The following is a 24369-nucleotide window of genomic DNA, read 5'->3' as shown; positions in this document are numbered from 1 at the left end:
TAATCATAAAACGATTTCATTACTCTTCTTCATTGACTACACTTCTGCCGACACATGTAACATCCGTAGCCTTGATTACAAATGAAGCGATGATAACAGTCACAGCAACAGCTAGATATGAAGTTGTATATCCAAACTTATCAGCAATTAATGATACAAGAATAATACCTGTAGAAGAAATAATACGTGTGATTACTGATATAACTGCCCAGGCATTATTAAAGTCATAGCGCCCGAATTTTGAGCCGGTAACAGACATCGTCAAGTTATTGCCGCCTGACATAGCTCCCATAAAACAGCCGCCGCCGACAGCCAGAGCAATCGCGTTGCTGCCGAATAGACCGGCAATGACTGCCCCAAAACATAACAGACCAGCGATAAAGAAGGTTGCGTTTTTTACACCGAATTTATCATCTAAATAGCCAGCAAACCAGGAGAAGAATAAACCGACAGGGAACATTACCGTAAGCAGCATGATAGGGTATTGAATGTCATGGCCCCATGTAACCGCGGCGGTTACAAATTGCGCAATAATTCCTGATGCACCCATCATTAATACACCCCAGCCAATTGCTATCTTCCATGTTTCTGAGTAATGAAGAACCTTTGAAGCATCCCACGGACTTGTCCGTTTAAGTTCTTCACCGCGTTCCCAGATTTGATGAGCCTTCTCTTTGGTCATCGATTGATCATTATCAGGGAATGCGCCAGCTTCTTCTGGATTATTTTTAACGAAAAAGAAGGTAACGATGATTGTCAGAACCGCAATACCAATGAAGAACCAGCTGATATTTTCAAAACCAATAGTATTAATCATGGCCTGCTGCATAATTGAAACAGATGCCGCTGAAATAGGAATACCAAATGTAGCCCAACCCATGTATAATCCTTTTTTAGTAGGGAACCAATTGGCACCCAGCAAGCCTGTACCAACCATGGAAAAGCCGACAACTGCCATGCATCCCAAAGTCATGGCAATACCGTAAACGATAAGACTGTCAGCATGATAAATGAAATAGGTAGCGAAAATGAATATTACCAAAGAGGATATAATTGCAGATTTTGCACCTTTGGCATTTGCTAATTTTGTGAAAAGCGGGATACTCACTAAAGTCAGCCAGCCGCCTGCTGTGGCAAATATCGTTAATGATGACATACTGACACTAAATTTACCTACTAAATAATTATTAATAACATTAAGACCATCAGAAGTAACAGCTGTACTTAAATAAAAATATACAATACTGATTAAAATGATAAACCAACCTTTAGAACCAAAATTACTGGAACCAGCTTTAGGCTTTTTACCTGTTGTTTCAGACATTCGCTTTATCCTCCTTTTTAAAAGCATTATCTAAAATTAGACACCATTATTTATAAAATGTAACCCCTTACCTATGACGCAAGTAAAGTATATAATATCCGCAAATGTCCAACAATGGACTGAAAAACCAAAAGACTTGCTAAATAAAATACAAATTTGGATTTTTATACAATCATATTTCAAAAACATCAAATTTATTTTTAAATTAAGTATGGCGGCCGGCTTAAATAAAGTTTTAATACATAATAAGGAAGCTAATGGCCTTAAATTATCAATTATCGGAATTGCCATAAGGTTAAAAGCAGCTCTAGATATTGTTTTGGACTTTAAACCAATAAAACATAAAATTATTATAAGGAAAAGAGGATATGAATCGATATTTATCCTTTAGTAAACCTATTTTTTGTTTTAGAAGTGAGAGTTTTAGTGTTTTATGGGCTTATTTGCAGTTGGATAGGGTGCTGACGGACTGATTTTCAAAATCAGGTGAATCATTGCCCTTTGGTCTTTTGCCTAAAATATGAAGCCTTATTTCGGCCTGTATTAAGATAGTGGAACATAGTTTGTCAATTTATAAAGGTCTATAATTTTGGTAAGGAGGTATATAAACCATGAATTCATTTAATCAGACAAATCCTAAAAAATTTGCTCGCAGCGTATCAATTATCGGTGTTGGCTGCACACCTTTTATGGAAACTTTAAACGATCCGGAAACAGAAGGATATACGGAAGGTGATTTATTCGGCTATGCCGCTTTATCCGCGATGGAGGATGCCGGCATTTCACCTAAGGATGTAGAATTTTATTTTCACGGCGAAGCTAGTCCGCTGAATGGCTCAAATTATTTGACGCCTAATATGCAGGTGGCAGAATGGTTCGGTATGCGGGGTAAAGCATCACTTCATCACTCTGAAGCATGCTGTACGGGATATCTTGCCCTGGATCAGGCAGTACAGGCTGTCGCATCAGGTAAATATGACGTTGTGCTGTCTGGCTGTGTAGAGTTTGGCGATGCTTTGGCAACCGAGGGAAAACCAGCACATATTCGCCATAAATTCTCATTTGACGAATTTCAGCGTTCTACGCAATGGTTAGTTGATAATGCATATTCTCGTCATTTATTATCTAATTTAGGTCATGACAACAGTGCAGCATGGTATATGGAAAAGGCGGGTTTAACACCTAAACAGCTTGATGATGCCTTATGTATGCTGGCGGTAAATGCCCGGCATAATGCAATGAATAATCCTTTAGCGATCGATCATCAGTTATATGAAGATTTAGCTAAAGAAGCTGGTTATGAGAATGTATTGGATTATATGGAATCATCAAATAATCCACGGGTAGGCAATTATATGCGTATCTCAGGTTTGGAGCATAAATGTGATGGTGCTGCGGCAGTAGTTGTATGTGCGACGGATCTTGCGGAGAAAATCTCTAAAAAGAAGCCGATTTTAGTTTTAGGGGTAGGTAATTCTGCATTAGAGGCTAGTAACCCATTCCTGGAAGTCTATGGTACTCAGGAAGCAGCCCGTCAAGTTTATAATGTGACAGGTGTTAAGCCTGATGAAATTGATTTAATGTATGTGAATGATTTTATTATTTCATCACAGTTAATTTCAGCTGAGATTGCCGGTTATATTCCTGAGGGCCAGGCATGGAAATATGTAATGGATGGACGAACTAATATTGATGGCGATAAGCCGATTAATCCTAATGGCGGCCGTACAGCCTTTGGTCATGCTCATGCGGCTTCCGGTCTTGCCGATGTGTATGATGCCGTGAAGCAGATGCGCGGTGAAGCCGTTAACCCAATTAAAAAACTGCCGAAAACAACATTCTTAAGAGGTTTCGGCGGCGGTCAAAATCTTTGCAATATCATCTTGAGAACTAAGGATTAGGAAAGGCGGTAAAGTTAAAATGGCTGTTAAATTAGAAAGAATTGTTAAGAAATACTATGATTTTTTAGAGGAAGGAAAAATCATGGGGCGTGTTTGTCCGCAATGCAAAGCAGTAGAATGGCCGCCGGTTTATGCATGTAATGCCTGCGGCAATATGGAGACTGAATGGCAGGAAATTGATGGTGAAGCAGAAATGTTTTTACTGATTACTCCTTCTGTTATGAGTTTGAAGCCGGAGCTGAAAGATCTTGAACCGTATGCGTATGCATCGGTGCGGCTAAAAGAAGGGCCGGAAAGAAATGTGATGGTACGCGGTATCACAAAGGCAAATGAAGCAGAAATACGTGCTAATATGCCATATCCGGTTCATGCGGTTATCGTTCAGCGAGATGGCTATAAAACAGTTGTATTTGAATTAGGGCATAAAAATGATACAGCGGCTGAAGTATGCTCAGCTATCGCTGCTGAAGAGAAGGCTGATGCAGTTATCTGTGATGAAACTTTAGAGAAACTTATTCCATTAGTAGCTAAAGCCTATCATAAAGATGCTGCTGCTATTAATGCATCGACAGTATTTAATGATTTCAAGGCCCCATCTGTTGTTTTTGTTGGTTTGACAGCACAGCTGGAGGATGAATTTGATGTGATGATTTCTATTACTGAAGCAGGTGCGGCAAAAACCGTCGGCGATTTAGCTGAACTGATTAAGAAACAAAAATAGATTTAATTCTAGTAATTCAGAATGAAGGAGCGAATTAGCTCCTTCTGTGACGAAAGGGAGGTTATTATGAATATACTGGATACAATTATGGAGAAGGCTAAAACAAATCCACAGCGGGTTGCTTTTCCAGAATGCTGCGAAGAAAAGATTTTACAGGCTGCCAGAGAATGCGCAGACAAAAAAATCTGTATTCCTTATTTGGTAGGAACTCCAAAAGATATTCAAAAGGCAGCCGAAGATTTTAATATTTCACTGGATGATATGGTTATTTATGATGCTTCAGACAGCGAAAAGGTCGAAGCTTTAATAGCCGCATACTGTTCTGGAAATACCATGTTTTCTGAGAAATCAATGCGCCGCCGGGCTGAAAAAGATGCTATGTATACAGCATTGATGCTTCAGGCTGTCGGTGAGGCCGATGTTACATTTGCCGGTCTTACACATTCTACCGGCGAAGTAATTCTTGCCGGTCAAATGGTGATTGGGCTAAAAGAAGGTGTAAATACGATATCAAGTGTAGGAATCTTTAATATTCCTTCCTATCAAGGCTCTAAGGGCAGTTTGCTTGGCTTTGGTGACAGTGCTGTTTGTGTTGATCCGGACAGTGAGCAGCTGGCGAGCATTGCCATTACAGCTTGTGATACCCTGCATACTTTGTTGGATTGGGAACCAAAATGTGCGTTATTATCTTATTCAACATGCGGATCAGGTACTGGACCTTTTGTCGATAAGGTTACTGAAGCAGTAAGAATTGCAAATGAAAAACGGCCGGATCTTGCCATTGATGGTGAATTCCAATTAGATTCCGCAATTAATCCAGCCATTGCCGCTAAAAAGGTTAATCGGGAAAGCAAGGTTGCCGGTCAGGCTAATATCATTATTTGGCCGGATATCGATGTTGGTAATATTGGGGTAAAGCTGGTTCAGCAATTTGCTAATGCTGATGCTTACGGCCCGATGCTGCAGGGCTTTGCGAAAATCGTGTGTGATTGTTCAAGAGGTGCGCCGGTTTCTGAATTAGTGGGTAATATCGCGATGAGCTGCGTCAGAGCGCAAGGTGAAAAACATGAAAGATAAACGTATTTTCACAATAAATCCAGGTTCAACTTCAACAAAGATTGCATTATTTGAAGGAGATAAATGCCTGTTTTCAGAAAATGTGGCACATGATGCTGGTAAATTAAAGGGATTTAAGAATATCGTAGATCAATTTCCTTACCGAGAAGCAACGATTCTTGATATATTAAATAAAAATCAGATTGATTTAAGCACGGTCGATGCTTTTGTAGGACGCGGCGGCGGGCTGCTGGCTGTTGAGGGCGGCACATATATTGTGAATGATTTATTGCTGAAGCATGCGGCTGAAGGTGCTAACGGCATATCCCATCCTGCTCAATTAGGTTCATTATTAGCTGATAAGTTAGCTAAACAATATGGCAGGCAGTGTTTTGTAGTAAACCCGCCGGATACTGATGAACTGCAAGATAAGGCCAGAATGACAGGGATAAAGGATGTATATCGCAATGTGCATCTGCATGCCTTAAATCTGAAAGAAACGGCAATCCGCCATAGTAATCAAATGGGCAAGCAATATGAAGAATCAAATTATATCGTTTGTCATTTAGGCGGCGGTGTTTCCGTATCTGCTCACTGTATGGGCCGGATGATAGACGGCAATGATATTGTCGGCGGCGAAGGCCCGATGGCGCCGACACGCTGCGGTGCAGTTCCTGTTGTGGAAGTCTTGAAGTATATGAAGAAGCATCAGATTGAAGCTCAGGAAATGGAAAAATTAGCTATGAAAACCGGTGGTTTTGTTTCATGGCTGGGGACCTCTGATGCACGGGAGATTGAAGCGCGTATTGCACAGGGTGATAAGGCAGCCCAAATGGTATGGGAAACCTTTATCTATCAGGTAGAGAAATATATTGGCGCCATGGCTTGTGTGTTAAAGGGTAAAGCTGAAGGAATTCTGTTAAGCGGCGGGATGGTTCATTCAAAACATTTAGTTCAGCAAATTACTGAAGACTGCAGCTGGATTGCGCCAGTGTATGCATATCCCGGTGAATTTGAAATGGAGGCCATGGCAGCGGGGGCTATCCGCATTTTGGATGGTTTAGAAATACCTAAGGAATATACAGGGATTCAGACTTGGCAGGGCTTTGATTTTTAATCTTAATTAAGGTGCTCTGCTTAATGAGCACCTTTTCAAAAAAGGAGAGGAATATGGATTTAAATAAGAAAAGATGGTTAATTCTGATTGCTTCTTGTCTGATAAATTTATGCATTGGTTCATTATATGCATGGAGTGTCTTTGCTTCACCGATGGCTTCTTATCTCAGTGCACTTACAGGTAATGAAATATCCAGCTTAGCAATTGTATTCACTCTTGCCAATGCGGTTGGCCCGATTACCATGATCGGCGGCGGCTTATTAATTAAAAAAATAGGCTCTAAGCGAGTTATTATCTGCGGCGGCTTATTATTTGGTATGGGTATGATTGCCACCGGTTTTGTAACATCAGAAGCAATGTTGCTGATTACTTATGGTTTAGGTGTCGGCTTAGGTGTCGGCATGGTATATGGCTGTACCATTACTAATACGATTAAATTCTTTCCTGATAAAAAGGGCCTGATTGGCGGTATTGCGACAGCCTCTTATGGCATAAGCTCAGTGATTATCCCGATTCTTGCCAATTGGCTGATGAACTTTATGGATGTGACATCATGCTTCAAAACCGTGGGATGCGTGATGCTGCTGATTATATGCATATCGTCAATGGTAATTCAGGATTGTCCGCCTGACTATTTACCTAATGGTTATCAGGGAAATCAATCACAGGCAGGGAAGAGTGTGAATTATACATGGCAGCAAATGCTGCACACACCTGTTTTCTATGTGATGCTCTGTATGCTGTGTGTCGGTGCTTTTTCAGGTCTGATGATAATATCTCTCGCTTCACCGCTAGCACGAAGAATCATAGAAATCTCAGCTGCCGAAGCGGCTGCCGTTGTATCAATGATCGCATTGTTTAATACGGCCGGCAGAGTTATCTGCGGATATTTATCTGACCGCTTTGGTATATTAAGTACGATCAGAATGGTCTTCACAGGTTCAATTTTAGGTCTTATCCTGCTGTATTTTTCCAGTCCTGATACGGCCTTCATGTTTTATCTTGGCGTAAGCATCGTGGGCTTCATGTTTGGTTCAATCATGGGCATTTATCCTGGCTTTACAGCTTCCCAGTTTGGCTCCGCAAACAATGGCGTGAATTATGGCATCATGTTTATCGGCTTTGCGGCAGCGGGTTATTTTGGACCAACCATCATGTCCGCTCTGTATAATTTAACGGGACAAGATACACCGGCAATCCTGACAGCCGCGGCCTTAAATATTCTGGGTTTGCTGCTTAGCGGTATCTATAAAAAGCTGAATCAGCAACATGCATAAACGATTAAAAGTGACAAAATAAAAAGGGAAGCTCCTCTGTTAAGATTCAGAGATCTTCCCTTATTTCATATTTTAACCCTTATACTTGTAATCACCGCTTTGATACTTTGGCGGAATAGTTGGAATCTGTAAATAAGATGGATATTCACCGCCCGTATGAATGACATGCTTTGTACCTTCAGGGCCATTATCCGTATAGAAATTCATGCCATGATCCTCATACCAATCGGTTTTGATGAATTCTGGTGTGATTTCAACACGTAGCTCCTCACCTTTATGCCATATTCTGGCATGCGGATGGATTTCAACATCCAGCTCATAAACTTTTCCTTGTTCTAATGGTTCATCCTTTTGATGGGCCATTACCGGCTGATAATCAGTGCTTTCAGATAAATCTAATTCTCTGCGTGAGGCTCTTGACTGACCCCAGGCGCCGCGATAATCAAATCCCATGCAATCGATAGGAATATAAGTGCCTTCAGCATTATACTTCTTAATAAAAACAAATAAGTCCATATTATCATGACCGCGGCATTCAATAAATAAATGCAGCTTCATATAGCCAATAATTTCAGTATCCTGATCAAATTTAATGCCAAAAGAAGCCATACCGGTTTTACTGTCATAAACAAGTTCTGATGTTTTTACGCTGGGATTCAAAGTCATTGATCCATCTTCAGCATTTAGATATAGCTTTTGATAAACTGTTCTGGCGATAGGAAATTCTTTTTCAGGCTTATTTGGAATATAATCAAAATTATAAGCATCCATTACGTCAACCCTTACCTTTGGCGTAAACTCCCAGCCATTTCGAATATCTTTTAAATAGCGGTCATAGAATTTGCGGAGATCCTCCATATTATCAGGATTATAAGTATCCGGCCATTCCATATCCCGGTGCAGCCGGAGCCATTTTTTAGGTGATCTGATTTTCCTGAAACCAACAACTGAACCTCTTAAATGGAAATGACACATACCTCCGCATACATAAGCCGGAACTTTTATGTTTTCCCATACCGGTGTTTTACTGCGCCAATAAGCATCATAATATGGATGCTTCAGATACATATTCCCTAAATCTTCAATCCAATTTTTACATGCGCATGCGGTAACGATGCCATTCTCAAAACCAGGCCGAGGTATACCGTTGAAGGTTAAGGATTCAGTATACATATTTCCAGTGCCTTCCCATGCGGCAATGCATGATAAGTGAGGAGGCTGCTGTGCTGCGATACGCCATACAACCATGCAGACACCTGAATTGCCAAAGAAAGATGTCTTTCCGTTGCACCATGGCTGCTTAGCAATCCATTCAACATAATCATAGCCGTCTTTACCGTCTTCAATACCCCAAAGATTCACATCGCCCTCAGAATTGCCAACCCCGCGTGGATCTACGTTCGCGACAGCATAACCGTGATGACACCAGTAGGCGGGATCTGCTGCTTCAAATTTAGCCATTTCTGAAACAGTCTGCGGCGGCACACCCATTAGTTTCCAGCCATCCTGCCCTTCATGCGGCCTTTTGCCGAAAGGTCCCCAGCAAATAATAACCGGAATAGGCTCAGCAGCATTCGCTGGCCGATAGATATCACTATATATTTTAGTTCCGTCACGCAGTACACAAGCAACATCCTGCTCACAAATAATATGCGGAGCAGCTTTAGTTGCCGTATAAGTTCGTGGATTATACTTTGCGCAAATTGAAAAATCAGGGACCTGCTTACCCTCAGCACGCAGTTTATTCACCTCATCAATCGTTATACCAGGGTGACCTTTGCGCATAATAACATCGATTTCTTGCCCTTCATATTCACGTTTTTCTATTTTAAATGTAGTTTTATCTTCCGGTGAATAAGTCGGCATACCGTCTAACTTCTCGATTTTTTGCATGTTTTGCCTCTTTCCTTTAGTTAATGAAACTATCTGACATGTATTTAGTACAATCTTGAAGCATTTTTGATTATTCACAATCATGAGCTTCTGCATAATGAAAAGCACGATCAGGACATTATAAAAATGATGATTCTATGAATTACTATTTGAACCATTTGCGTCATAGGTCTACCTATATGATTCAATTATTCATTCATTGCTGCTCACAGCTAAAGCTTGGTATAATAGCTTCTTCTTATGTGAATCATGTACTATTTACAGCTACAATTATAAATAAAGAATAGTTCGTTACCTATGTACGCAAGCACAATAAAAAATAGAATAATGAATGAATTCTTAGGCTTAGGCTCTTTATTATATGCAATTTATAAGCATGCAGACTAATTAAAAATGAATTAAACTTATATGTGAGCTGAACGATAAGCACTCTATTCTATTATCCATTGCTTTTTTCACGATATTTCAGCATTTTTAAAGATAAATTGATTTTCGTGACTTGTTCAACTGACTCAAAATCAGCCCCGATGATATTTCTTATCTTATCTAAACGATAGTACAATGTATTCTTATGAATAAATAACTTATCGCATACTTCAAGCGGCTTTTTCGGATTAACGAGGTATTCCTGAAGGGTCTCGGTTAGATTTGTTTTATGCTTTTTATCATACTCAATCAGCTTCATTAATGGCGGATATAGCACCAGCTCTGATTTACCGGCTTCTAATAAATATTTTGAGGCCGCATAGATCTGATAATCATCAAAAATATAAATACACTGTTCCGGATGAATCTGAGTACCCATTTCAATAGCGCTATTTGCTTCCTGAATATATTGCTGAGAAGCATTTAAATCTTCAAAAGCATTGCTGATACCAAGCAGTACATGAATACTGCGAATTGATTTCTCCCATTTTAAGATGCTGGAGCGCTGGATGGGTTCATCTCTTGATACAAGAAATAAAATCCGATTATTTAAAATCAGGTAAATAGAATTAGCAATCATGTTTTTTACATATTCGGCAATTGAAGAAACGGCTTTTAAATCTTTACCATCGCTGGCATTTAATTCCACAGCCATAAAATACAAATAATGCTTAACAGTATAACCTAAGGACTGCAGACGGGAGACCATAACTTCAGAATTAAAGGGAACACCACAGGTAATTACCGATAATAAATGGTTATAATAGGAACCCTTATTCAGCATATAAAACTCCTGCTTCTGCAGATGCAGGCTCAGCATAAAAGAAATAGGTTCTAAAAAGGCAAGCATGCAGTCACTTATATCATAATTATCAAAGACACTGATAGCAGCCATAGCAACATTGTTGACATAAATCAGACTGTAATTATTGCGGGAATAACCCAGTATATTACCTCCTGCTTCCTCATCAACATCATAATAGCGGATTTTAGTGCTCTTTGATAAAGGCGTCATGAAATTGATTCGATTAAGCATGGCAACCGCCCCTTCATCCAGATAGCCTCTTCTGTATTCCTTAATAAGATGTGTATCTGTTTCACAGAAGGAAGAAAAGGCCATGACACTATATGCATTATCAATAATACTGATCGGTCTTTGATAGATTTCAGAAATTGATGCAACAATATCATCAAGAGAAGCATTCTCAGAGATATTCTTTGCCAGCTGCAGAATGAAATGATTCATTTTTTCAGCCGTCTCTCTCAGCTCTTCGGCATATTGATACAGATTCATAAAGGCTGATTCATCACTGCACAGTATAATCAGGGCAGCATGATCGCACAGCATAGCCGGTAATTGGCTTTTATCTGTATTCAAAATGATAAATTGAAGATTATCTGGAAAATCAAAGGAAGTCAAATCTTTATCATTGATAAAATATAATGTATCTTGATTAAACTTGAGTCCATAGGTTTTATCCAGTGCGGTTATCATCCGTATCCGGTTGATGGTTTGGTTAAGCTCTGATGATTTCTTCAGCATTTTAAATTCTTCACGCTTTTGAATAAAATTTAAAATAAGTTGAAAATTGTTAAGTTCACAGTTGTTGTTCATAATTGCTCACGATTTATCATAAAAAATATGTGTGATAAATTGACTCCTTTCTTCAATTATAAATCCATGTAAATCTGCATTTTAAATTATATGCTAAACTGATGATACCAAAACTTTCATATTTAAGGGGCTTATTTCATTATAGATTATAGCATAGCTTTGTACTCTAGACTAATGATTTATGTTAAACCACTTATTATTATAAGTATGAAATGATTGATCAAAAGGAGGAGTAAATATGACAATCAAGGAAGAAGCAATTCAAGTGTTATGTAAAAAGGCGGCAAATCTGTTTGGTATGGATGAAAAGGCGTTAGGGGCAGATACTCGATTTGAAGAAGATTTACACTGTAAGTCGACAAACATCGTTCAATTTTCGGCTGCCTTGGAAGATGCCTTTGAAATTGAGGTACCTTTTATGGAGCTGAAAAAAAAGAAGACATTTGGTGAAGCAGCAGATTGGTTAGCTAATCAATTATAATTATGAGGAATAATAAATATGTTGTGTTTGTAGTTAATCCGGGTTCTACCTCAACAAAAATTGCATTATTTGAAAATGATCAGAAGATCTTTCAAGAGAATGTGAATCATGATATTAAAGAACTGCAGGCATGCAGAACGATTCATGATCAGCTGCCAAAACGAATGGCAACAATTCTGAATGCAATCAGCGATCATCACTTAGATTTATCTGGCATAGATGCTTTTGCTGCGAGAGCCGGCGGTCTTGTGGGATTAAGCGGCGGTGTGTACCGGATTACTGAAAATAATACTTTATATGAAACGACATTGAATAGTAATCGTCATCCCAATGTTTTGGGGCCGCAAATTGTCATTGAGCTTGCTAAGATATATGGCGGTGAATGTTTTACGGTAAATCCGCCTGATGTCGATGAATTATGCGACTATGAGCGGGTTACCGGTTTTAAGGAGCTGTTTAGAGAAAGCCGCGGGCATCCTTTAAATCATAAGGAAAACTGCATTCGTTACGCACAGTCAATCAACAAGCATTATGAAGATCTTAATTTAATATGTGTTCATTTAGGCGGCGGAGTTACTGTGGGAGCTCATTGCAAAGGCAAATTAATCTGCTGCAATGACTGTCTTTCAGGTGATGGACCGATGGCACCGACACGTTCTGGTTGGGTGCCGTCTAGTGAAATTGTGAAAATGTGCTTCAGCAATACTTATACGCAGGAGGAAATATTAAATCGAATTTCAAAATGCGGTGGTTTTACTGATCACTTAGGTACTGCCGATGTGCAGGAAATCGTGAAGCGCATTGAAGCGGGCGATGAATATGCAGCATTAATTTACAATGCGTTTATTTACCAAGTCGCTAAACAAATCGGCGCTTGTTCAGTGGTTTTAGAGGGACATGTCGATGCGATTATTTTAACCGGCGGCATTGCCAAAGACGATTACTTAAAAAAGCAAATTAGAAAATACATTGAATGGATTGCTCCGATTATTGATCAGGCCGGAGAATATGAGATGGAGGGGCTGGCATCAGGTGCAATCCGTGTGCTCAGCAAGGCTGAACCGGTTAAGGAGTATACCGGCATCCCAATCTTTAACGGCTTTAAATGTAAAGGAGCACCAATTCTGAAAGATTATAAAGGGTAAAGTGCAGCAGTGCTGACTTTTAGATTGAATCCCTCGTAATTGAATAACAATGAAATGTTATTTATATCAGAGGGATTTTCTCGTTGCATAAATAAAACCTGATAGAATAGGTGAAGCGTGACACTTCATCCTTTCCTGTCAGGTCAGTTAATATTGCGTGAGTATGATTGATTTAAAATTTAAAATCATGAATGGTTACTTCTTGAATGCTGTAGCTGGTGTCGGGGATAAGAATTTCAAAAGAATAACCAGCTATGAATTGTGAAATAAATCGATAGCCAAGCGGCGGCTTCAGCCCTGATAAAGCTTTTAAATCACGCAGACGGTCAAACTTAATCAGACATTCTTTTCGGCACCATAAATCAGTTCTGGCTTTTTGCCGATCATTATTATTGCTGAAGCTTTGAAGATAGTTTTTTTCTTCATCAGAATAATAGTGTTTTTCAATATCGCTGAAATCTATACGCTGTGATTCAATGTCAATCCCTACCGGCTGTTTTGAAATAATAGCTGCAGCATATGGATGGCAATGTGTACAGCTGATGAATAGTTCAGGATGATTTAAGACATAAGGCTTATTTTCATGATCATGCAGTACGTCTGCCTTAATACCGCTGGCTTCAACCGCTAGATCAAGCAATAACCCTGCTGCCAGTGATAAATTTTGATCTTCTCTTTGATTAAGCGCCAGTGTGATCGTATGCCTTTCTTCATTAAGCTGGTTTAAACCTTTTTCAAAATAGGATGCTTCATTAAAGCATTCTGTATTCATCCAGTAGATGATAGTTTCAGTTTTGTTCATGTTGTTCATGATTAAAATATAACATAAAGTTGAACTCTGCACAATAAAGCGCACAGTATCATAAGGAGGTAAATATGAGCGAGCAGATTTATTTTAAAATCCATCAGCCTTTTACATGTGTCTATCATATTGAAGATCCCATGGGTGTATTTGTAACTTTAATTGTTGGAAGCAAGCGTGCCGCATTGATTGATACAGGGATGGGAATCGGCAATTTAAGGCAGACAGTTCAAGCCATTACCGATAAACCGCTGATGGTAATCAACACACATGGGCATGCTGATCATATCGGCGGCAACTATCAATTTGATGAGGTTTATATGAATCCTGATGAATATCGTCTGGCAGATCGTTTTTATAATCAAACAGATATTCGGGAAATCATTTATCAGCAGGCGAAGCAAAGGAATTTAGTGCCTGATGATTTTAATTTTAACAGCTATATGTGCTGCCGCTTGGAAAACAAGAGGGCATTTGATTGTGATGCTTTATTAGACCTAGGAGATATTGTCATAAAGCCTGTTTTGCTGCCTTCTCACACACCGGGTATGACTGGCTTCTACATTGAACCCTTAAAATTACTTTTGGGAGGAGATTCAATCTGCAGTATGGTATGTTTATACTTTCCGGAAGCATCTGCGATTCAAAAGCATATTGAAGTATTAGAAAAAACAGCGGAACTGCCTTTTGAGCACATATTAACATCACATAGCAAGGAAGTATTGAACCGTGACAATTTCGAAGCTTTCATAGAATGCGCAAAAGCCTATGATGAACAATCCGCATATCGCTATCGGGACCCGTTTTACAGACATTATGGAGGGAAAATGTTCATATACGAAAGCAGAAAAAATAAAACCGCAATTCTGGTTAAATAAATATATAAGAAAAGGAAAGTCTGAATTTAATAATTCAAAACTTTCCTTTTATTCTTATTAATCTAAATTATAAAGCTGAGTGTATTTTTTAATCAGATAATCGATATAAATATTGGAATCAAACTCCTGATGACAGACATCACGAAGCAGCTCATCAGCATTTTTACTGCTGCCATACTGATGAATATTTTTTGTCAGCCAGTCTGTAATCTTACTGAATTCATTATTTGTCAGTGCTGCTTCTACATCAATGTCACGGCACATAGCCTGATAGAATTGTGCGGCATAAGCGGTACCGAGTGCATAGGTAGGGAAATATCCGAATAAACCCTGCGGCCAGTGAACATCCTGAAGAATACCTTCCGCTGCATTCTGCGGACGAATTCCCAAATATTCTTCATATTTATCTGCCCATAACTGATCAAGATGTTCAAAGTCAACCTCACCATTAAACAACTGTTTTTCCAATTCATAACGAATCAGAATATGCAGAGGATAAGTCAGCTCATCGGCTTCTGTACGGATAAAGGAAGCTGAGGAAGCGTTAATCATCAAAACGAATTCATCAATTGACACATTCTTTAACTGTTGTGGGAAGCGATTTTTTAATGTTTCATAATTGCATGACCAGAAAGCTTTAGTACGGGCGATAAAGTTTTCTAATAAGCGGGACTGAGATTCATGCATGCCATTGCTCATATTACCGGCAAGAATCGATCCTTCCAGCTTTTCATCTACATGCAGCATATACTGTGCATGGCCATATTCGTGAATGATTGAGAAAATGCTTGATGTCAGTGCATTTTCACGATAAGCAGTTGTCAGACGCACATCCTTTAATGAGAAAGGGGATGTAAACGGATGAACAGAAACCCCCATATAACAGCGGTTAGGGTCAAAGTTCATGAATTTCTTCAAATCCTCCATAACTTTTTCCTGATCCTCTTGCGGATAATGCTGCTTTAAAACCGAGGTGTCAATCTGATCAGCGGCCTGCACTTTTTTAATGAAAGGCAGCAGACGATCTTTAATATTTTTAAAGAACGCGTCATATTTTTCAATATTCATACCGGGCTCATTGCGGTCAAGCAGAGCATCATAACAGCTCAAATTACCGCGATAGTAGTCAGTATAACTGCGGGTAGCAGTTATTACGTCAGCCAGCATTTTTTTATAGCCTTCCCAATCACTGTTCTTTTTACATTCTTCCCAAAGAACATTACTTTTGCCAAGCAATTCTTGATAATCCATGTATACATCCTTTGGAATCATGCGGATTTCCTTTAACTGCATTAAATGCTGTTTAACAGCTTTGGCACTTAATTCATCAAGCTCCATATCCGCCATTGCTTCAATTCTTTTCATATTCTCTGGATCAGTGCTGTATGTCAGGTATTCACCCTCAAGTATTGACATCATTTTAATACGGTAATCAGCGCCATCCTTTGGAGCAATCGTAGCCATATCAAACGACATTGTTGATAATGCCAAATGATATGCATTTGTTTTTTCTTCATAAGCTTTTAAAAAGCTTAAGGCTTCTTCTTTATTCATCAGCGTCCTCCTTTGAACAATGTTACTAGTCCTCTTTATTTTAACGCAAAGTTGGGAATTAAACAAACATTCTAAGATACTTTGTTGTATAATAAACCTATCAGAAAGTGAGCCGGAAAAATATGGAGCGTTTTGTCTTAATGGGTGCGATGATTTATGATTTGCGGGCCATTCCTTATCAGAAGAGCGAGGGCATGAATCAGCCGATCCGTCTGCGCGGGCAGGCTGGCGGAGTAGCGAGAAATGCAGCGGAAAAACTAGCCGCCTTAGGTCATCATGCGATCCTTGTCAGTGCGTGCGGTTTGGATATGACAGGCAAAGTTCTGATGGAAGATGCAATTGCTAAAGGAATTGATATCAGTTATGTGAAACAGCTGCCCTCTGATAAAACATCTGGTCTTTTAGTTTTGTGTGATGAATTTGATCAGCCGGTATCATCAATGCTGGATGCCGGTGTGCTGAATGCGATCGATCATCTGTATCTTTACACGACGATGCAGGATTTTACTTATGATGACACATTTATTGCAGACAATAATCTTACGGTTGATCAGCTGCAGTTTATCGCTCATCAGCATGCACAGACATGGCTGCTGCCGGTTGCGGATAAAAGTATTCAGCCGCTAATTAATATTCTGCCGCTGTTTCAAGGTGTGCAGTTCAATGAGCGAATGCTGAGTGAAGACTTAAAGCTGCCGGTTGACAATCTGCATCATACAATAAAAATTATGCTTGATCAGCTGCATCTGCGCTCACTCTTGCTGATTGCAGGTGAAAATGGTATCTATTATGCCGATTCTCAGTGTATTATTCAGGCTGTCAGTCCAAAATGCAAAGTCTTGGATCAGACTTCAGCCTATGAAATTGTATTGAGCGCTTTTTTGACTAAAATGCTTCAGCATATGCCGATTGAAAAAGCATTAGAATACGCACTTTGTGCGCTGCTTCTTGAAAATGAAAAGAAGCATGAGAAAACATTTGTATTAAATGAAGAAAAAATTATTGAAAAGCTTGCAGCTTATCAGATAGAAACGATTAAGGAGGCAGTTTATGTATCAGAAATGTATTGACTTATTAAATGAACGAGGTGTGGCATTGAGTGATATTGCGGAATGTGTACTCTATCTGCAAGGGAAGTATTACCCAGATCTGACTATGGAATTAGCCGAAAAAGCAGTAAAGGGTGTGATTGAAAAACGTGAGGTTCAGCATGCGATCATCACTGGTTTGTTTTTAGATAAAAGTGCTGAGACTGATATGTGTGATCCTGAATTAAAGGATATATTAATGCGTGATGAAGGCTTGTATGGCATAGATGAGGTGCTGGCATATGGGATTTGTAATTTATATGGATCGATTGCCTTAACGAATTATGGCTATATAGATAAAGTAAAACCAGGTATAATCGGCAAATTGAATGAGCACCATGAGGTATGCAATACATTCCTCGATGATATTGTCGGTGCTATCGCGGCTTCGGCTGCAAGTAAATTGGCACATAGCCATCATTAATAAAATAGTGTATAATAAGCTATATAACTGATGAGGTGGATCATGGATAACGGGGTATTAACCAAGGATGATTTAAAAATGGCATTTGCACAAATGGGTATTCGTAAGGGGATGCTTGTTTTTGTGCAGTCCTCACTGCGTCCGTTTGGCTGGGTAGTCGGCGGGGCTCAGGCAATTATCGATGCCTTGATGGAAACGGTCACCTATGATGGGACAATCGTTATGCCGGCCTTTACCAGAAATTTATCTGATCCCTCAATGTATAAAAGCGGAACGGTGCCAAGAGCATGCTGGCCGGAAATCAGACAGGCGATCCTGCCGTTTAATAAAAGGCTCAGTACACCGGTGAATATGGGTGAAGTTACCGTTCAATTCATGCGCAATGAAGCTGTGCTGCGCAGCAATCATCCGGCTTATTCTTTTCTGGCATGGGGCAAATATGCCAAGCTGATTGTGGAAAAGCATCCGCTGCACTTTGGGTTATCAAAAGATTCACCGTTAAGCAAGATCGTTGACTTAAATGGTTTTGTACTCTTAGCCGGTATGAATTATGATAAATGCGAGATGTTTGATCTGGCTCAATACAACAATCGTGCCTGCCCAATTAGAATCTTAACTTATCCTATTGAAAAGGGCGGTAATATCCATTGGATTAAAATGCTTGATAAAGAGATGAATACCAGTTCATATAAAGCCATTGGTGCCAATATGGAAGAGCGCGGAGTCGTTAAAATACTTGAGGTAGGCAATACGACATGCCGCTTATTTTCCGCAAGAGAGGCTATCAGCAGTGCTTCGGCTTATTTGAATATTAATAATAAATAAAGAAATAAAGCGTACAGTCTAAACTAACTGTACGCTTTATGTTAGAATCCAAATTCTGTTATAATTTCGGCAATCTGCTTCAGACCCTTTTCATCACTTTCATCGAAACGATTCAGTGACGCGGAATCAATATCGAGAACCCCCATCAGCAGCTGATTTTTAATCAATGGCACAACAATCTCTGAATTGCTGGCACTGTCACAGGCGATATGACCTTGAAATTGATGAACATCGGCAACCCGCTGAATATGACCGCTTAAAGCGGCTGTTCCGCATACTCCTTTACCTAATGGAATATGGGTACAGGCTACTTTTCCCTGAAAAGGACCAAGCACAAGCTCACCATTTTTATATAAATAAAAGCCAACCCAGTTAATATCTGTCAGCGCATCATTTAAACAAGCTGAAGCATTTGACAATACAGCCAGTTTATCACTCTCATCTTCAATCAATGCACGCAGCTGCATCGCTAATTCATGATAAAATGTTTCTTTCATACGTTCCCTCCATATTTAGTATAATAGCATGAAATCGCAATTTAGAATTAAAAAATATGAAATTAAAAAATCAGCAGAATTTCTGCTGATTGGATTATGCCATGCTTGATACTTGTTTTTGAAGCTTTTTAGCGCTTTTCTCAATCTTAGCTTCAGCCTGAGCTTCTACCTGCATCCAATTCTGTTCAATCATGAAATCATAAGTTTCACGCTGTAATTCAGAAATGGTCTCATAAATTGAATCAACCTTTTCATACAACTCGCAAGTTCCGGCTTCCTGTGAGAAAGTATTGAATAATGCTTTTAAATGCTTTAAAGAAATAAGCATGCAATTAATAATATCTTGATCTTTATTTTGCTGAGCCATCATTTAACCCTCCATAACCTTTAATAATTCTTCAGCCTGTTCTTTTAAAACAGTGCAGACTTTTGATACAAGCTCTTTAGCCTGTTCATCTTCCAGCTTTTCCATCTCACAGTTAAGCTGTTTATTTAATAATACAGAAGCGTTAATTGAGTCTTCAATATAAAGACAGTCCTTGGGTGTTAATGTCATAATTACGACCTCCTTACATGACTAATATGCTCGCTTTTTAACTTGGGTATTCAATAAAAGACAATATTTTGGTATAATAAATAACCAGAGGTGAAAAATTATGCTTCCTTCATTGTATGAATCAATTTATATTCAGAGTTTTAAGCATGATGGATCTCTTCACCGAACTTGGGCTAAAGGCTTTGTAATCGAATCAAACAACAAGCGTATTGTCGCTGTCACAAATAAGACTTGGGTCAGCGAAGCCGATGGCAGAAAATGGATCACCCGTGAACCGGCGATTTGTTTCTTCTATCCGGATAAATGGTATAATGTAATCTGTATGATAAGAAAAACAGGAATCTTCTATTATTGTAATCTGGCTTCACCTAGTATTTATGACGGCGAAGCACTGAAAAATATTGATTATGATCTTGATGTGAAGGTAAATCCGCTGGGTAAAACGATTTTGCTTGATGAAGATGAGTATGAAGAGCATGGTGAAGAAATGGGGTACAGTCCTAAATTAAAAAAGGCAATTGAGTCAGGACTGACAGAATTGATGGATGATATTGAACATCAGCGTTCACCCTTTGATCATAAAGAAATAATGAAACTGTATGATGTATATTTGAAAGCTACTCAATAATAAGTAGCTTTTATTTTAATATAACTGTCAGAATATTCCTTAATATAAAGTTAATTTTTAATTGACAACGGTTTCATTTATTATATAATAAAGGCAGATATCCAGAATTGTAACTGAAGAAGGCAAGATCAGTATCTAATGATGAACGTCATTATGTACTGGTCTTTTTATGTTCTTTTAATGACAAAGGGGTAAATGATATGAATAATTATCAAATCACAAAATTGATTAACAACAATGTAGTGTTTTCACAGGATGAGGAGCAAAATGAGATAATTCTTTTCGGCAAAGCCATTGGCTTCGGCAAAAAGAGCGGTGATCTTGTGGAAGCGGCTCAAGTGCTTAAGATATTTGCGGCAGCTGATCCGAAAGAAAAGAATTATCTATCTAATTTAGTTGAAGATATAAATCCGATCTATATTGATATTGCATCTGAAATTATCAGCTTATTTGAATCGCGGCTTGAGGTTAAAGTCAATGATATGATGATGATCAGCTTATCTGATCATATCTCTAATGCGGTGGCAAATAAGAAGGATGGTTTTGAATTACCTTTGGACATTATTCAGGAGGTTAAAAATATTTATCCAAAAGAATTTATGATTGCAAAGGCAGGGTTGGGAATTGTTGAAAGAGAAACTGGTGTCTCGTTAAGTGAAGATGAAGCAGGGTATATCGTTCTTCATTATATCAGTTCACAAGGGAATACCTTTCGCAGTGATACGAAGTACCGGCTCTTATTTCAGGAAAGAATTATCAGCGATATAGAAGAATATCTAAACGTTAAATTGGATCGCTCTTCACTATATTACACGCGTTTTTTGACTCATTTAAGCTTTTTGGCAGCCCGCATTCATGATGGTAATTTTTCATCTGAGGGGAATTCTTCGCTATATAAGATATTTATTAAAGAGCATCCTGAATTAGAGGGTTGTGTTGAAAAGAATGTTCAAACGATAGCTGATGAATTTCATGTGGTAATTAATGAAGAAGAAAAAGGATACTTAGCTGTTCATATTAATAATATGCTGAAATCCATTCAACGAGGTGATAAGCAATGAGTGCGAACTTAAATAAAAAGCAATGTACTGGATGTGGAAACTGCCTTGAATTCTGTCCCCGTCAGCTTTTGGTTTTATCAAAAGAAAATGATGTGAATGAGCGGGGTGTGCGTTATATACAGTTTAATAATGAAATGGCATGTATAGAATGCGGACTCTGTGAACTGATGTGTACAGCAGGTGCGATTCATATCCCAAAGAGAGTAAATGGCTATGACTTAATTAATAAAAAGGAAATACCTCCGCATGCTGGCTGCAGTCTTGGTTCTTTAAGTAAAGCATTAGCTGATGTAATTATGGAATTAGATATTGCTGATCGAACAGTATTATTTAAAAAGAAAGCATCGGATGTAAATTTGCATGTGGAGACTCATGACTATACTGATGAACAATTTTATATTGATGGGTTAAATTATAAACGTGCCAATCCAGATAAAGTAGTGATTATAATATGTGCTAGCAGCAAGCAGCATACCACGGCATTAAATGAAGAACGGTATCGCTCATTGGAAAATGAAAAGGTTACAATTATTAATACGTTAAATTGGTTTGAGTCAGATGCTGAAATCACAAAATTGCTTAATGGCGGCAGTCATATATTAGAAGCTGTCAGTAAAAGTGATGCGGTTTCTTTTGCCAGCCGCAATGGTGTACGGACGCCAGCACAGATGATTGATTTGGAAAATGATTTGAAACAGGCTTTGCAGAATCAACTGGAAGATAAAAAATGTGCCATGGTTGAAATTGTTTTTCCTTGTTTTTATCGGTTGGCACAGCGTCCTCAGCAGCTAATGCCATGCGCAGAAATCAAGCGTATTAATGATTGGTTTACAGTGTCTGTTGAGCCAGATTATCCTAAGGGCATATATCATAAGGCAGGTGATTAAGATGGGAATATTTAAGGATGTTTTTAAGAAAAAGGAAAATGAGGCAATGACTGTAAGTGCTCCGGCTGCCGGTTATGTGAAACCGTTGGAAGGGCTGAAGGATGGTGTGTTTTCAGAAAGATTATTGGGAGAAGGCTGTGTCATCTCACCGATGGAGGAAACGATTTATGCTCCTTTTGACGGCCGGGTGGTTTTAGTTACAGAGACTAAGCATGCCATAGGGTTAATAAGCAATGATGGAATTGAATTATTAATCCATGTTGGTTTAGATACCGTTATGATGGCTGGTGAAGGTTTTAATATGATGGTGGAAAAAGGTGAAAGCGTGAAACAGGGAGATCGCTTAATGAGCTTTTCGACCGCTAAAATTAAGGCGGCAGGCTATCTTGATGATGTTATTGTAATTGTATCTAATACAAAGTGTTTTCAAGGTGTGGCATGTACACAAAAGGAGGTTGTTAAAGCGAGCGATGAATTAATCAGGATCATGAAATAGTGTTATGGATAACCAGAATTGTTACTTTCAGTAGGCAAGATCAGTATCGGGGATTAACAAGCCCATTGCTTTAGATTAGTTTTATCTTATTTAAAAATTGCAAAGGAGAAAGTTATGAAAGAACTTGCTGAAAAGTGTATTGAGTTTGTAGGAGGAGCATCAAATATTAAAGCGGTATCGCATTGCGCAACTAGGCTGCGGCTGACGTTGATTGATCAGGGACAGGTGAATGAGGAAGCATTGCTGAGTGTTCCGGAAGTAATTAAGGTGATGAAGGTGGGAGCTCAAACACAGATCATCATCGGCAGTGATGCACCAGAATTATATAGTGTTGTCAGCCAGCTGGTAGAAACAGCGAATTCGTCAATGAGTGTCAATGAAACAAAGTCAACTGATACTCAATCAAATAAGAAGAAAAAGAATGCTGTTGTCGGTAAATTTTTTGATGCGTGCAGCAGTATGTTTACACCGTTAGTTCCCGCTTTTACAGCGGCAGGTATGATTAAAGCGGTACTGGCTATTTTAGTTGCGGTATTCGGCTTGGCAAAGACTTCACAGGAATATATTATTATAAATTACGTTTCAGATACTATTTTCTATTTCCTGCCAATTTATTTAGGGGTAACAGCGGCTACCTATTTTGGCTGTAATAAATATATTGCGGCAGCTATTGCGGCGATGTTTGTTCACCCGACATATACTGGCATGGTAAGCGCTGGGGAAGCTATTTCGTTCTTTGGGATTCCGGTAGTTTTATATAATTATTCATCGACCGTTTTTCCAACAATCCTGACGGTTTGGTTTATGTCTTATGTAGAACGTTTTGCACGACGAATCTCACCTAAAGTCATTAAAGCAATCATGGAGCCCATGCTGACACTGTTGATTACGTTTCCGGTAGGTTTGCTGCTGCTGGGGCCGATTGGTGCTGTTCTTGGCGATTGGCTGATGAATGTTTTTGCGGCCATTGATGCTTCCGTACCATTCTTAGTACCGATGATTGTAGGTGCTGTTTCACCATTTTTAGTCTTTGTAGGAATGCATCGTGCTGTAGGTACATTAGAAACCATGCAGATAGCACAAATTGGATACAGTTCTTTATTAGGTACAGGTATGCTTGCAAGCAATATTGCGCAAGGCGCATCAACCTTAGTGCTTTCTTTTAAATCAAAAGATGATAAGGTAAAGCCATTAGCATTTACGGCAGGTGTTACCGCATTATGTGGAATTACTGAACCGGCATTATATGGTTTTACAGCGAAGAATAAAAAGTCATTGATTGCGACAGTAATCGGCGGTGGTGTTGGCGGCTTCTATGCTGGCATTACACATGTTGTCCGTTTTGCGAAAGGAGCACCTGGCTTGCCGACATTGCCGGTGTTTATCAGTTTAGAAAATCCAATGAATCTGATTAATGCGTGTATTACGGTTATCCTCTCATTTGCGGTCGCCTTTGCAGTCGCATGGATTATGATCAAACCAGGTGAAGTGGATTAATATATAACTAATATATAATAGATAGATCTCTCAGAAAGATAAAACGTCAGCGTTATATAATGAGAGATCTTATTTAATATATAGAGATAGGGATCTGTTCTTATATATAGGATAAGTCATGTATGTATGAAATGGTTTTAAACCTATGAAAAAGAGGGTAATTTTAATTTGAAATAATTATTTAAAAAAAGTAAAAAATAATGTTGACATGGGGGAAGGG

At 38.9% G+C, this 24369-nt stretch carries 24 protein-coding genes; 16 read left to right on the top strand and 8 right to left on the bottom strand.

Annotated features, from left to right (window positions below; all coding sequences use genetic code 11):
• Window positions 1-19: 19 nt before the first annotated feature.
• On the bottom strand, window positions 20-1324 hold the full coding sequence (locus tag DAHG_RS03435; protein ID WP_022936925.1) for an MFS transporter: 1305 nt from the start codon (window positions 1322-1324) through the stop codon (window positions 20-22).
• 611 nt (window positions 1325-1935) lie between these two features.
• On the opposite strand from DAHG_RS03435, the gene DAHG_RS03425 reads away from it, so the two are divergent.
• The 5 genes from DAHG_RS03425 (at window position 1936) to DAHG_RS03405 (ending at window position 7396) form a co-directional block, all read left to right on the top strand.
• Window positions 1936-3225, top strand: a complete 1290-nt coding sequence (locus DAHG_RS03425) for a thiolase family protein (protein ID WP_022936923.1) — start codon at window positions 1936-1938, stop codon at window positions 3223-3225.
• 19 nt (window positions 3226-3244) lie between these two features.
• Window positions 3245-3946: a phosphopantetheine-binding protein gene (locus DAHG_RS20845; protein ID WP_022936922.1), complete on the top strand. Its 702-nt coding sequence runs from the start codon at window positions 3245-3247 to the stop codon at window positions 3944-3946.
• Window positions 3947-4012: 66 nt separating this feature from the next.
• Complete coding sequence (locus DAHG_RS03415) at window positions 4013-5023, top strand: phosphate acyltransferase (RefSeq protein WP_022936921.1); 1011 nt, start codon at window positions 4013-4015, stop codon at window positions 5021-5023.
• Window positions 5013-6119: a butyrate kinase gene (gene buk, locus DAHG_RS03410; RefSeq protein ID WP_022936920.1), complete on the top strand. Its 1107-nt coding sequence runs from the start codon at window positions 5013-5015 to the stop codon at window positions 6117-6119. The genes DAHG_RS03415 and buk (DAHG_RS03410) overlap by 11 nt, the downstream gene beginning before the upstream one ends.
• Before the next feature lie 53 nt (window positions 6120-6172).
• Entirely contained in the window at window positions 6173-7396 is a 1224-nt protein-coding gene (locus DAHG_RS03405) for an L-lactate MFS transporter (RefSeq protein WP_022936919.1), read from the top strand.
• A 72-nt stretch (window positions 7397-7468) separates the two neighbouring features.
• Here the strand turns inward: DAHG_RS03405 and DAHG_RS03400 are convergent, their stop codons facing one another.
• Both DAHG_RS03400 and DAHG_RS03395 read right to left on the bottom strand, forming a co-directional pair.
• The gene (locus DAHG_RS03400; protein ID WP_022936918.1) at window positions 7469-9289 is read right to left on the bottom strand and encodes a CocE/NonD family hydrolase; all 1821 of its coding nucleotides are present in this window, start codon (window positions 9287-9289) and stop codon (window positions 7469-7471) included.
• 439 nt (window positions 9290-9728) lie between these two features.
• Complete coding sequence (locus DAHG_RS03395; protein ID WP_161650499.1) at window positions 9729-11258, bottom strand: PucR family transcriptional regulator; 1530 nt, start codon at window positions 11256-11258, stop codon at window positions 9729-9731.
• A gap of 310 nt (window positions 11259-11568) precedes the next feature.
• Between DAHG_RS03395 and DAHG_RS03390 the strand changes: the two genes are divergently transcribed.
• Together DAHG_RS03390 and buk (DAHG_RS03385) are read left to right on the top strand one after the other, a co-directional pair.
• Window positions 11569-11811: an acyl carrier protein gene (locus DAHG_RS03390; RefSeq protein ID WP_022936916.1), complete on the top strand. Its 243-nt coding sequence runs from the start codon at window positions 11569-11571 to the stop codon at window positions 11809-11811.
• 2 nt (window positions 11812-11813) lie between these two features.
• Window positions 11814-12956 (top strand): butyrate kinase, encoded by a 1143-nt coding sequence (gene buk, locus DAHG_RS03385; protein WP_026880787.1) that lies wholly within the window; start codon window positions 11814-11816, stop codon window positions 12954-12956.
• 172 nt (window positions 12957-13128) lie between these two features.
• On the opposite strand, the gene DAHG_RS03380 is transcribed toward buk (DAHG_RS03385), so the two are convergent.
• Window positions 13129-13758, bottom strand: coding sequence for a 4'-phosphopantetheinyl transferase family protein (locus DAHG_RS03380; protein WP_022936914.1), 630 nt, complete (start codon window positions 13756-13758; stop codon window positions 13129-13131).
• 74 nt (window positions 13759-13832) lie between these two features.
• On the opposite strand from DAHG_RS03380, the gene DAHG_RS03375 reads away from it, so the two are divergent.
• The gene (locus tag DAHG_RS03375) at window positions 13833-14636 is read left to right on the top strand and encodes an MBL fold metallo-hydrolase (protein WP_022936913.1); all 804 of its coding nucleotides are present in this window, start codon (window positions 13833-13835) and stop codon (window positions 14634-14636) included.
• Between the two features lie 57 nt (window positions 14637-14693).
• Here the strand turns inward: DAHG_RS03375 and DAHG_RS03370 are convergent, their stop codons facing one another.
• The gene (locus DAHG_RS03370) at window positions 14694-16190 is read right to left on the bottom strand and encodes a carboxypeptidase M32 (protein WP_022936912.1); all 1497 of its coding nucleotides are present in this window, start codon (window positions 16188-16190) and stop codon (window positions 14694-14696) included.
• A 122-nt stretch (window positions 16191-16312) separates the two neighbouring features.
• On the opposite strand from DAHG_RS03370, the gene DAHG_RS03365 reads away from it, so the two are divergent.
• Genes DAHG_RS03365 through DAHG_RS03355 form a run of 3 tightly spaced genes read left to right on the top strand, consistent with a single transcriptional unit; the run spans window position 16313 to window position 18527 of the window.
• On the top strand, window positions 16313-17260 hold the full coding sequence (locus DAHG_RS03365; RefSeq protein WP_022936911.1) for a PfkB family carbohydrate kinase: 948 nt from the start codon (window positions 16313-16315) through the stop codon (window positions 17258-17260).
• Complete coding sequence (locus tag DAHG_RS03360) at window positions 17241-17702, top strand: phosphatidylglycerophosphatase A family protein (RefSeq protein WP_022936910.1); 462 nt, start codon at window positions 17241-17243, stop codon at window positions 17700-17702. Before DAHG_RS03365 ends, DAHG_RS03360 begins: the two co-directional genes overlap by 20 nt.
• A gap of 42 nt (window positions 17703-17744) precedes the next feature.
• Window positions 17745-18527 carry an AAC(3) family N-acetyltransferase gene (locus tag DAHG_RS03355; RefSeq protein WP_022936909.1) on the top strand — a complete coding sequence of 261 codons (783 nt, stop codon included), beginning with the start codon at window positions 17745-17747 and terminating at the stop codon, window positions 18525-18527.
• A 41-nt stretch (window positions 18528-18568) separates the two neighbouring features.
• On the opposite strand, the gene DAHG_RS03350 is transcribed toward DAHG_RS03355, so the two are convergent.
• From DAHG_RS03350 to DAHG_RS03340, 3 genes are all read right to left on the bottom strand, one after another.
• Complete coding sequence (locus DAHG_RS03350) at window positions 18569-19024, bottom strand: GAF domain-containing protein (protein WP_022936908.1); 456 nt, start codon at window positions 19022-19024, stop codon at window positions 18569-18571.
• A 94-nt stretch (window positions 19025-19118) separates the two neighbouring features.
• Window positions 19119-19394, bottom strand: a complete 276-nt coding sequence (locus DAHG_RS03345; protein WP_022936907.1) for a spore coat protein — start codon at window positions 19392-19394, stop codon at window positions 19119-19121.
• On the bottom strand, window positions 19395-19580 hold the full coding sequence (locus tag DAHG_RS03340; protein WP_022936906.1) for a hypothetical protein: 186 nt from the start codon (window positions 19578-19580) through the stop codon (window positions 19395-19397).
• A gap of 100 nt (window positions 19581-19680) precedes the next feature.
• Between DAHG_RS03340 and DAHG_RS03335 the strand changes: the two genes are divergently transcribed.
• The 5 genes from DAHG_RS03335 to DAHG_RS18660 all read left to right on the top strand — a co-directional run bounded on the left by DAHG_RS03335 (window position 19681) and on the right by DAHG_RS18660 (window position 24149).
• Complete coding sequence (locus DAHG_RS03335; protein ID WP_022936905.1) at window positions 19681-20208, top strand: DUF402 domain-containing protein; 528 nt, start codon at window positions 19681-19683, stop codon at window positions 20206-20208.
• A gap of 200 nt (window positions 20209-20408) precedes the next feature.
• Window positions 20409-21269, top strand: a complete 861-nt coding sequence (locus tag DAHG_RS03330; RefSeq protein WP_022936904.1) for a PRD domain-containing protein — start codon at window positions 20409-20411, stop codon at window positions 21267-21269.
• The gene (locus DAHG_RS20420) at window positions 21266-22156 is read left to right on the top strand and encodes a 4Fe-4S dicluster domain-containing protein (protein ID WP_022936903.1); all 891 of its coding nucleotides are present in this window, start codon (window positions 21266-21268) and stop codon (window positions 22154-22156) included. The genes DAHG_RS03330 and DAHG_RS20420 overlap by 4 nt, the downstream gene beginning before the upstream one ends.
• Before the next feature lies 1 nt (window position 22157).
• Window positions 22158-22652, top strand: a complete 495-nt coding sequence (locus DAHG_RS03320) for a PTS sugar transporter subunit IIA (protein ID WP_022936902.1) — start codon at window positions 22158-22160, stop codon at window positions 22650-22652.
• Between the two features lie 114 nt (window positions 22653-22766).
• Window positions 22767-24149, top strand: a complete 1383-nt coding sequence (locus tag DAHG_RS18660; RefSeq protein ID WP_022936901.1) for a PTS transporter subunit EIIC — start codon at window positions 22767-22769, stop codon at window positions 24147-24149.
• Window positions 24150-24369: the final 220 nt, after the last annotated feature.

Origin of the sequence: Dielma fastidiosa (assembly GCF_000313565.1) — a bacterium.
Taxonomy (GTDB): Bacteria; Bacillota_I; Bacilli_A; order Erysipelotrichales; family Erysipelotrichaceae; genus Dielma; species Dielma fastidiosa.
The sequence above is the reverse complement of the archived record's forward strand: the minus strand, read 5'-3'. Positions and strand labels throughout refer to the sequence as shown.

Excerpts from the sequence above, each read along its gene's own strand:
- DAHG_RS03435 (WP_022936925.1), bottom strand. The coding sequence starts at position 1,324 with ATGTCTGAAACAACAGGTAAAAAGCCTAAAGCTGGTTCCAGTAATTTT.
- DAHG_RS03425 (WP_022936923.1), top strand. The coding sequence starts at position 1,936 with ATGAATTCATTTAATCAGACAAATCCTAAAAAATTTGCTCGCAGCGTA.
- DAHG_RS20845 (WP_022936922.1), top strand. The coding sequence starts at position 3,245 with ATGGCTGTTAAATTAGAAAGAATTGTTAAGAAATACTATGATTTTTTA.
- DAHG_RS03415 (WP_022936921.1), top strand. The coding sequence starts at position 4,013 with ATGAATATACTGGATACAATTATGGAGAAGGCTAAAACAAATCCACAG.
- buk (WP_022936920.1), top strand. The coding sequence starts at position 5,013 with ATGAAAGATAAACGTATTTTCACAATAAATCCAGGTTCAACTTCAACA.
- DAHG_RS03405 (WP_022936919.1), top strand. The coding sequence starts at position 6,173 with ATGGATTTAAATAAGAAAAGATGGTTAATTCTGATTGCTTCTTGTCTG.
- DAHG_RS03400 (WP_022936918.1), bottom strand. The coding sequence starts at position 9,289 with ATGCAAAAAATCGAGAAGTTAGACGGTATGCCGACTTATTCACCGGAA.
- DAHG_RS03395 (WP_161650499.1), bottom strand. The coding sequence starts at position 11,258 with ATGCTGAAGAAATCATCAGAGCTTAACCAAACCATCAACCGGATACGG.
- DAHG_RS03390 (WP_022936916.1), top strand. The coding sequence starts at position 11,569 with ATGACAATCAAGGAAGAAGCAATTCAAGTGTTATGTAAAAAGGCGGCA.
- buk (WP_026880787.1), top strand. The coding sequence starts at position 11,814 with ATGAGGAATAATAAATATGTTGTGTTTGTAGTTAATCCGGGTTCTACC.
- DAHG_RS03380 (WP_022936914.1), bottom strand. The coding sequence starts at position 13,758 with ATGAACAAAACTGAAACTATCATCTACTGGATGAATACAGAATGCTTT.
- DAHG_RS03375 (WP_022936913.1), top strand. The coding sequence starts at position 13,833 with ATGAGCGAGCAGATTTATTTTAAAATCCATCAGCCTTTTACATGTGTC.
- DAHG_RS03370 (WP_022936912.1), bottom strand. The coding sequence starts at position 16,190 with ATGAATAAAGAAGAAGCCTTAAGCTTTTTAAAAGCTTATGAAGAAAAA.
- DAHG_RS03365 (WP_022936911.1), top strand. The coding sequence starts at position 16,313 with ATGGAGCGTTTTGTCTTAATGGGTGCGATGATTTATGATTTGCGGGCC.
- DAHG_RS03360 (WP_022936910.1), top strand. The coding sequence starts at position 17,241 with ATGTATCAGAAATGTATTGACTTATTAAATGAACGAGGTGTGGCATTG.
- DAHG_RS03355 (WP_022936909.1), top strand. The coding sequence starts at position 17,745 with ATGGATAACGGGGTATTAACCAAGGATGATTTAAAAATGGCATTTGCA.
- DAHG_RS03350 (WP_022936908.1), bottom strand. The coding sequence starts at position 19,024 with ATGAAAGAAACATTTTATCATGAATTAGCGATGCAGCTGCGTGCATTG.
- DAHG_RS03345 (WP_022936907.1), bottom strand. The coding sequence starts at position 19,394 with ATGATGGCTCAGCAAAATAAAGATCAAGATATTATTAATTGCATGCTT.
- DAHG_RS03340 (WP_022936906.1), bottom strand. The coding sequence starts at position 19,580 with ATGACATTAACACCCAAGGACTGTCTTTATATTGAAGACTCAATTAAC.
- DAHG_RS03335 (WP_022936905.1), top strand. The coding sequence starts at position 19,681 with ATGCTTCCTTCATTGTATGAATCAATTTATATTCAGAGTTTTAAGCAT.
- DAHG_RS03330 (WP_022936904.1), top strand. The coding sequence starts at position 20,409 with ATGAATAATTATCAAATCACAAAATTGATTAACAACAATGTAGTGTTT.
- DAHG_RS20420 (WP_022936903.1), top strand. The coding sequence starts at position 21,266 with ATGAGTGCGAACTTAAATAAAAAGCAATGTACTGGATGTGGAAACTGC.
- DAHG_RS03320 (WP_022936902.1), top strand. The coding sequence starts at position 22,158 with ATGGGAATATTTAAGGATGTTTTTAAGAAAAAGGAAAATGAGGCAATG.
- DAHG_RS18660 (WP_022936901.1), top strand. The coding sequence starts at position 22,767 with ATGAAAGAACTTGCTGAAAAGTGTATTGAGTTTGTAGGAGGAGCATCA.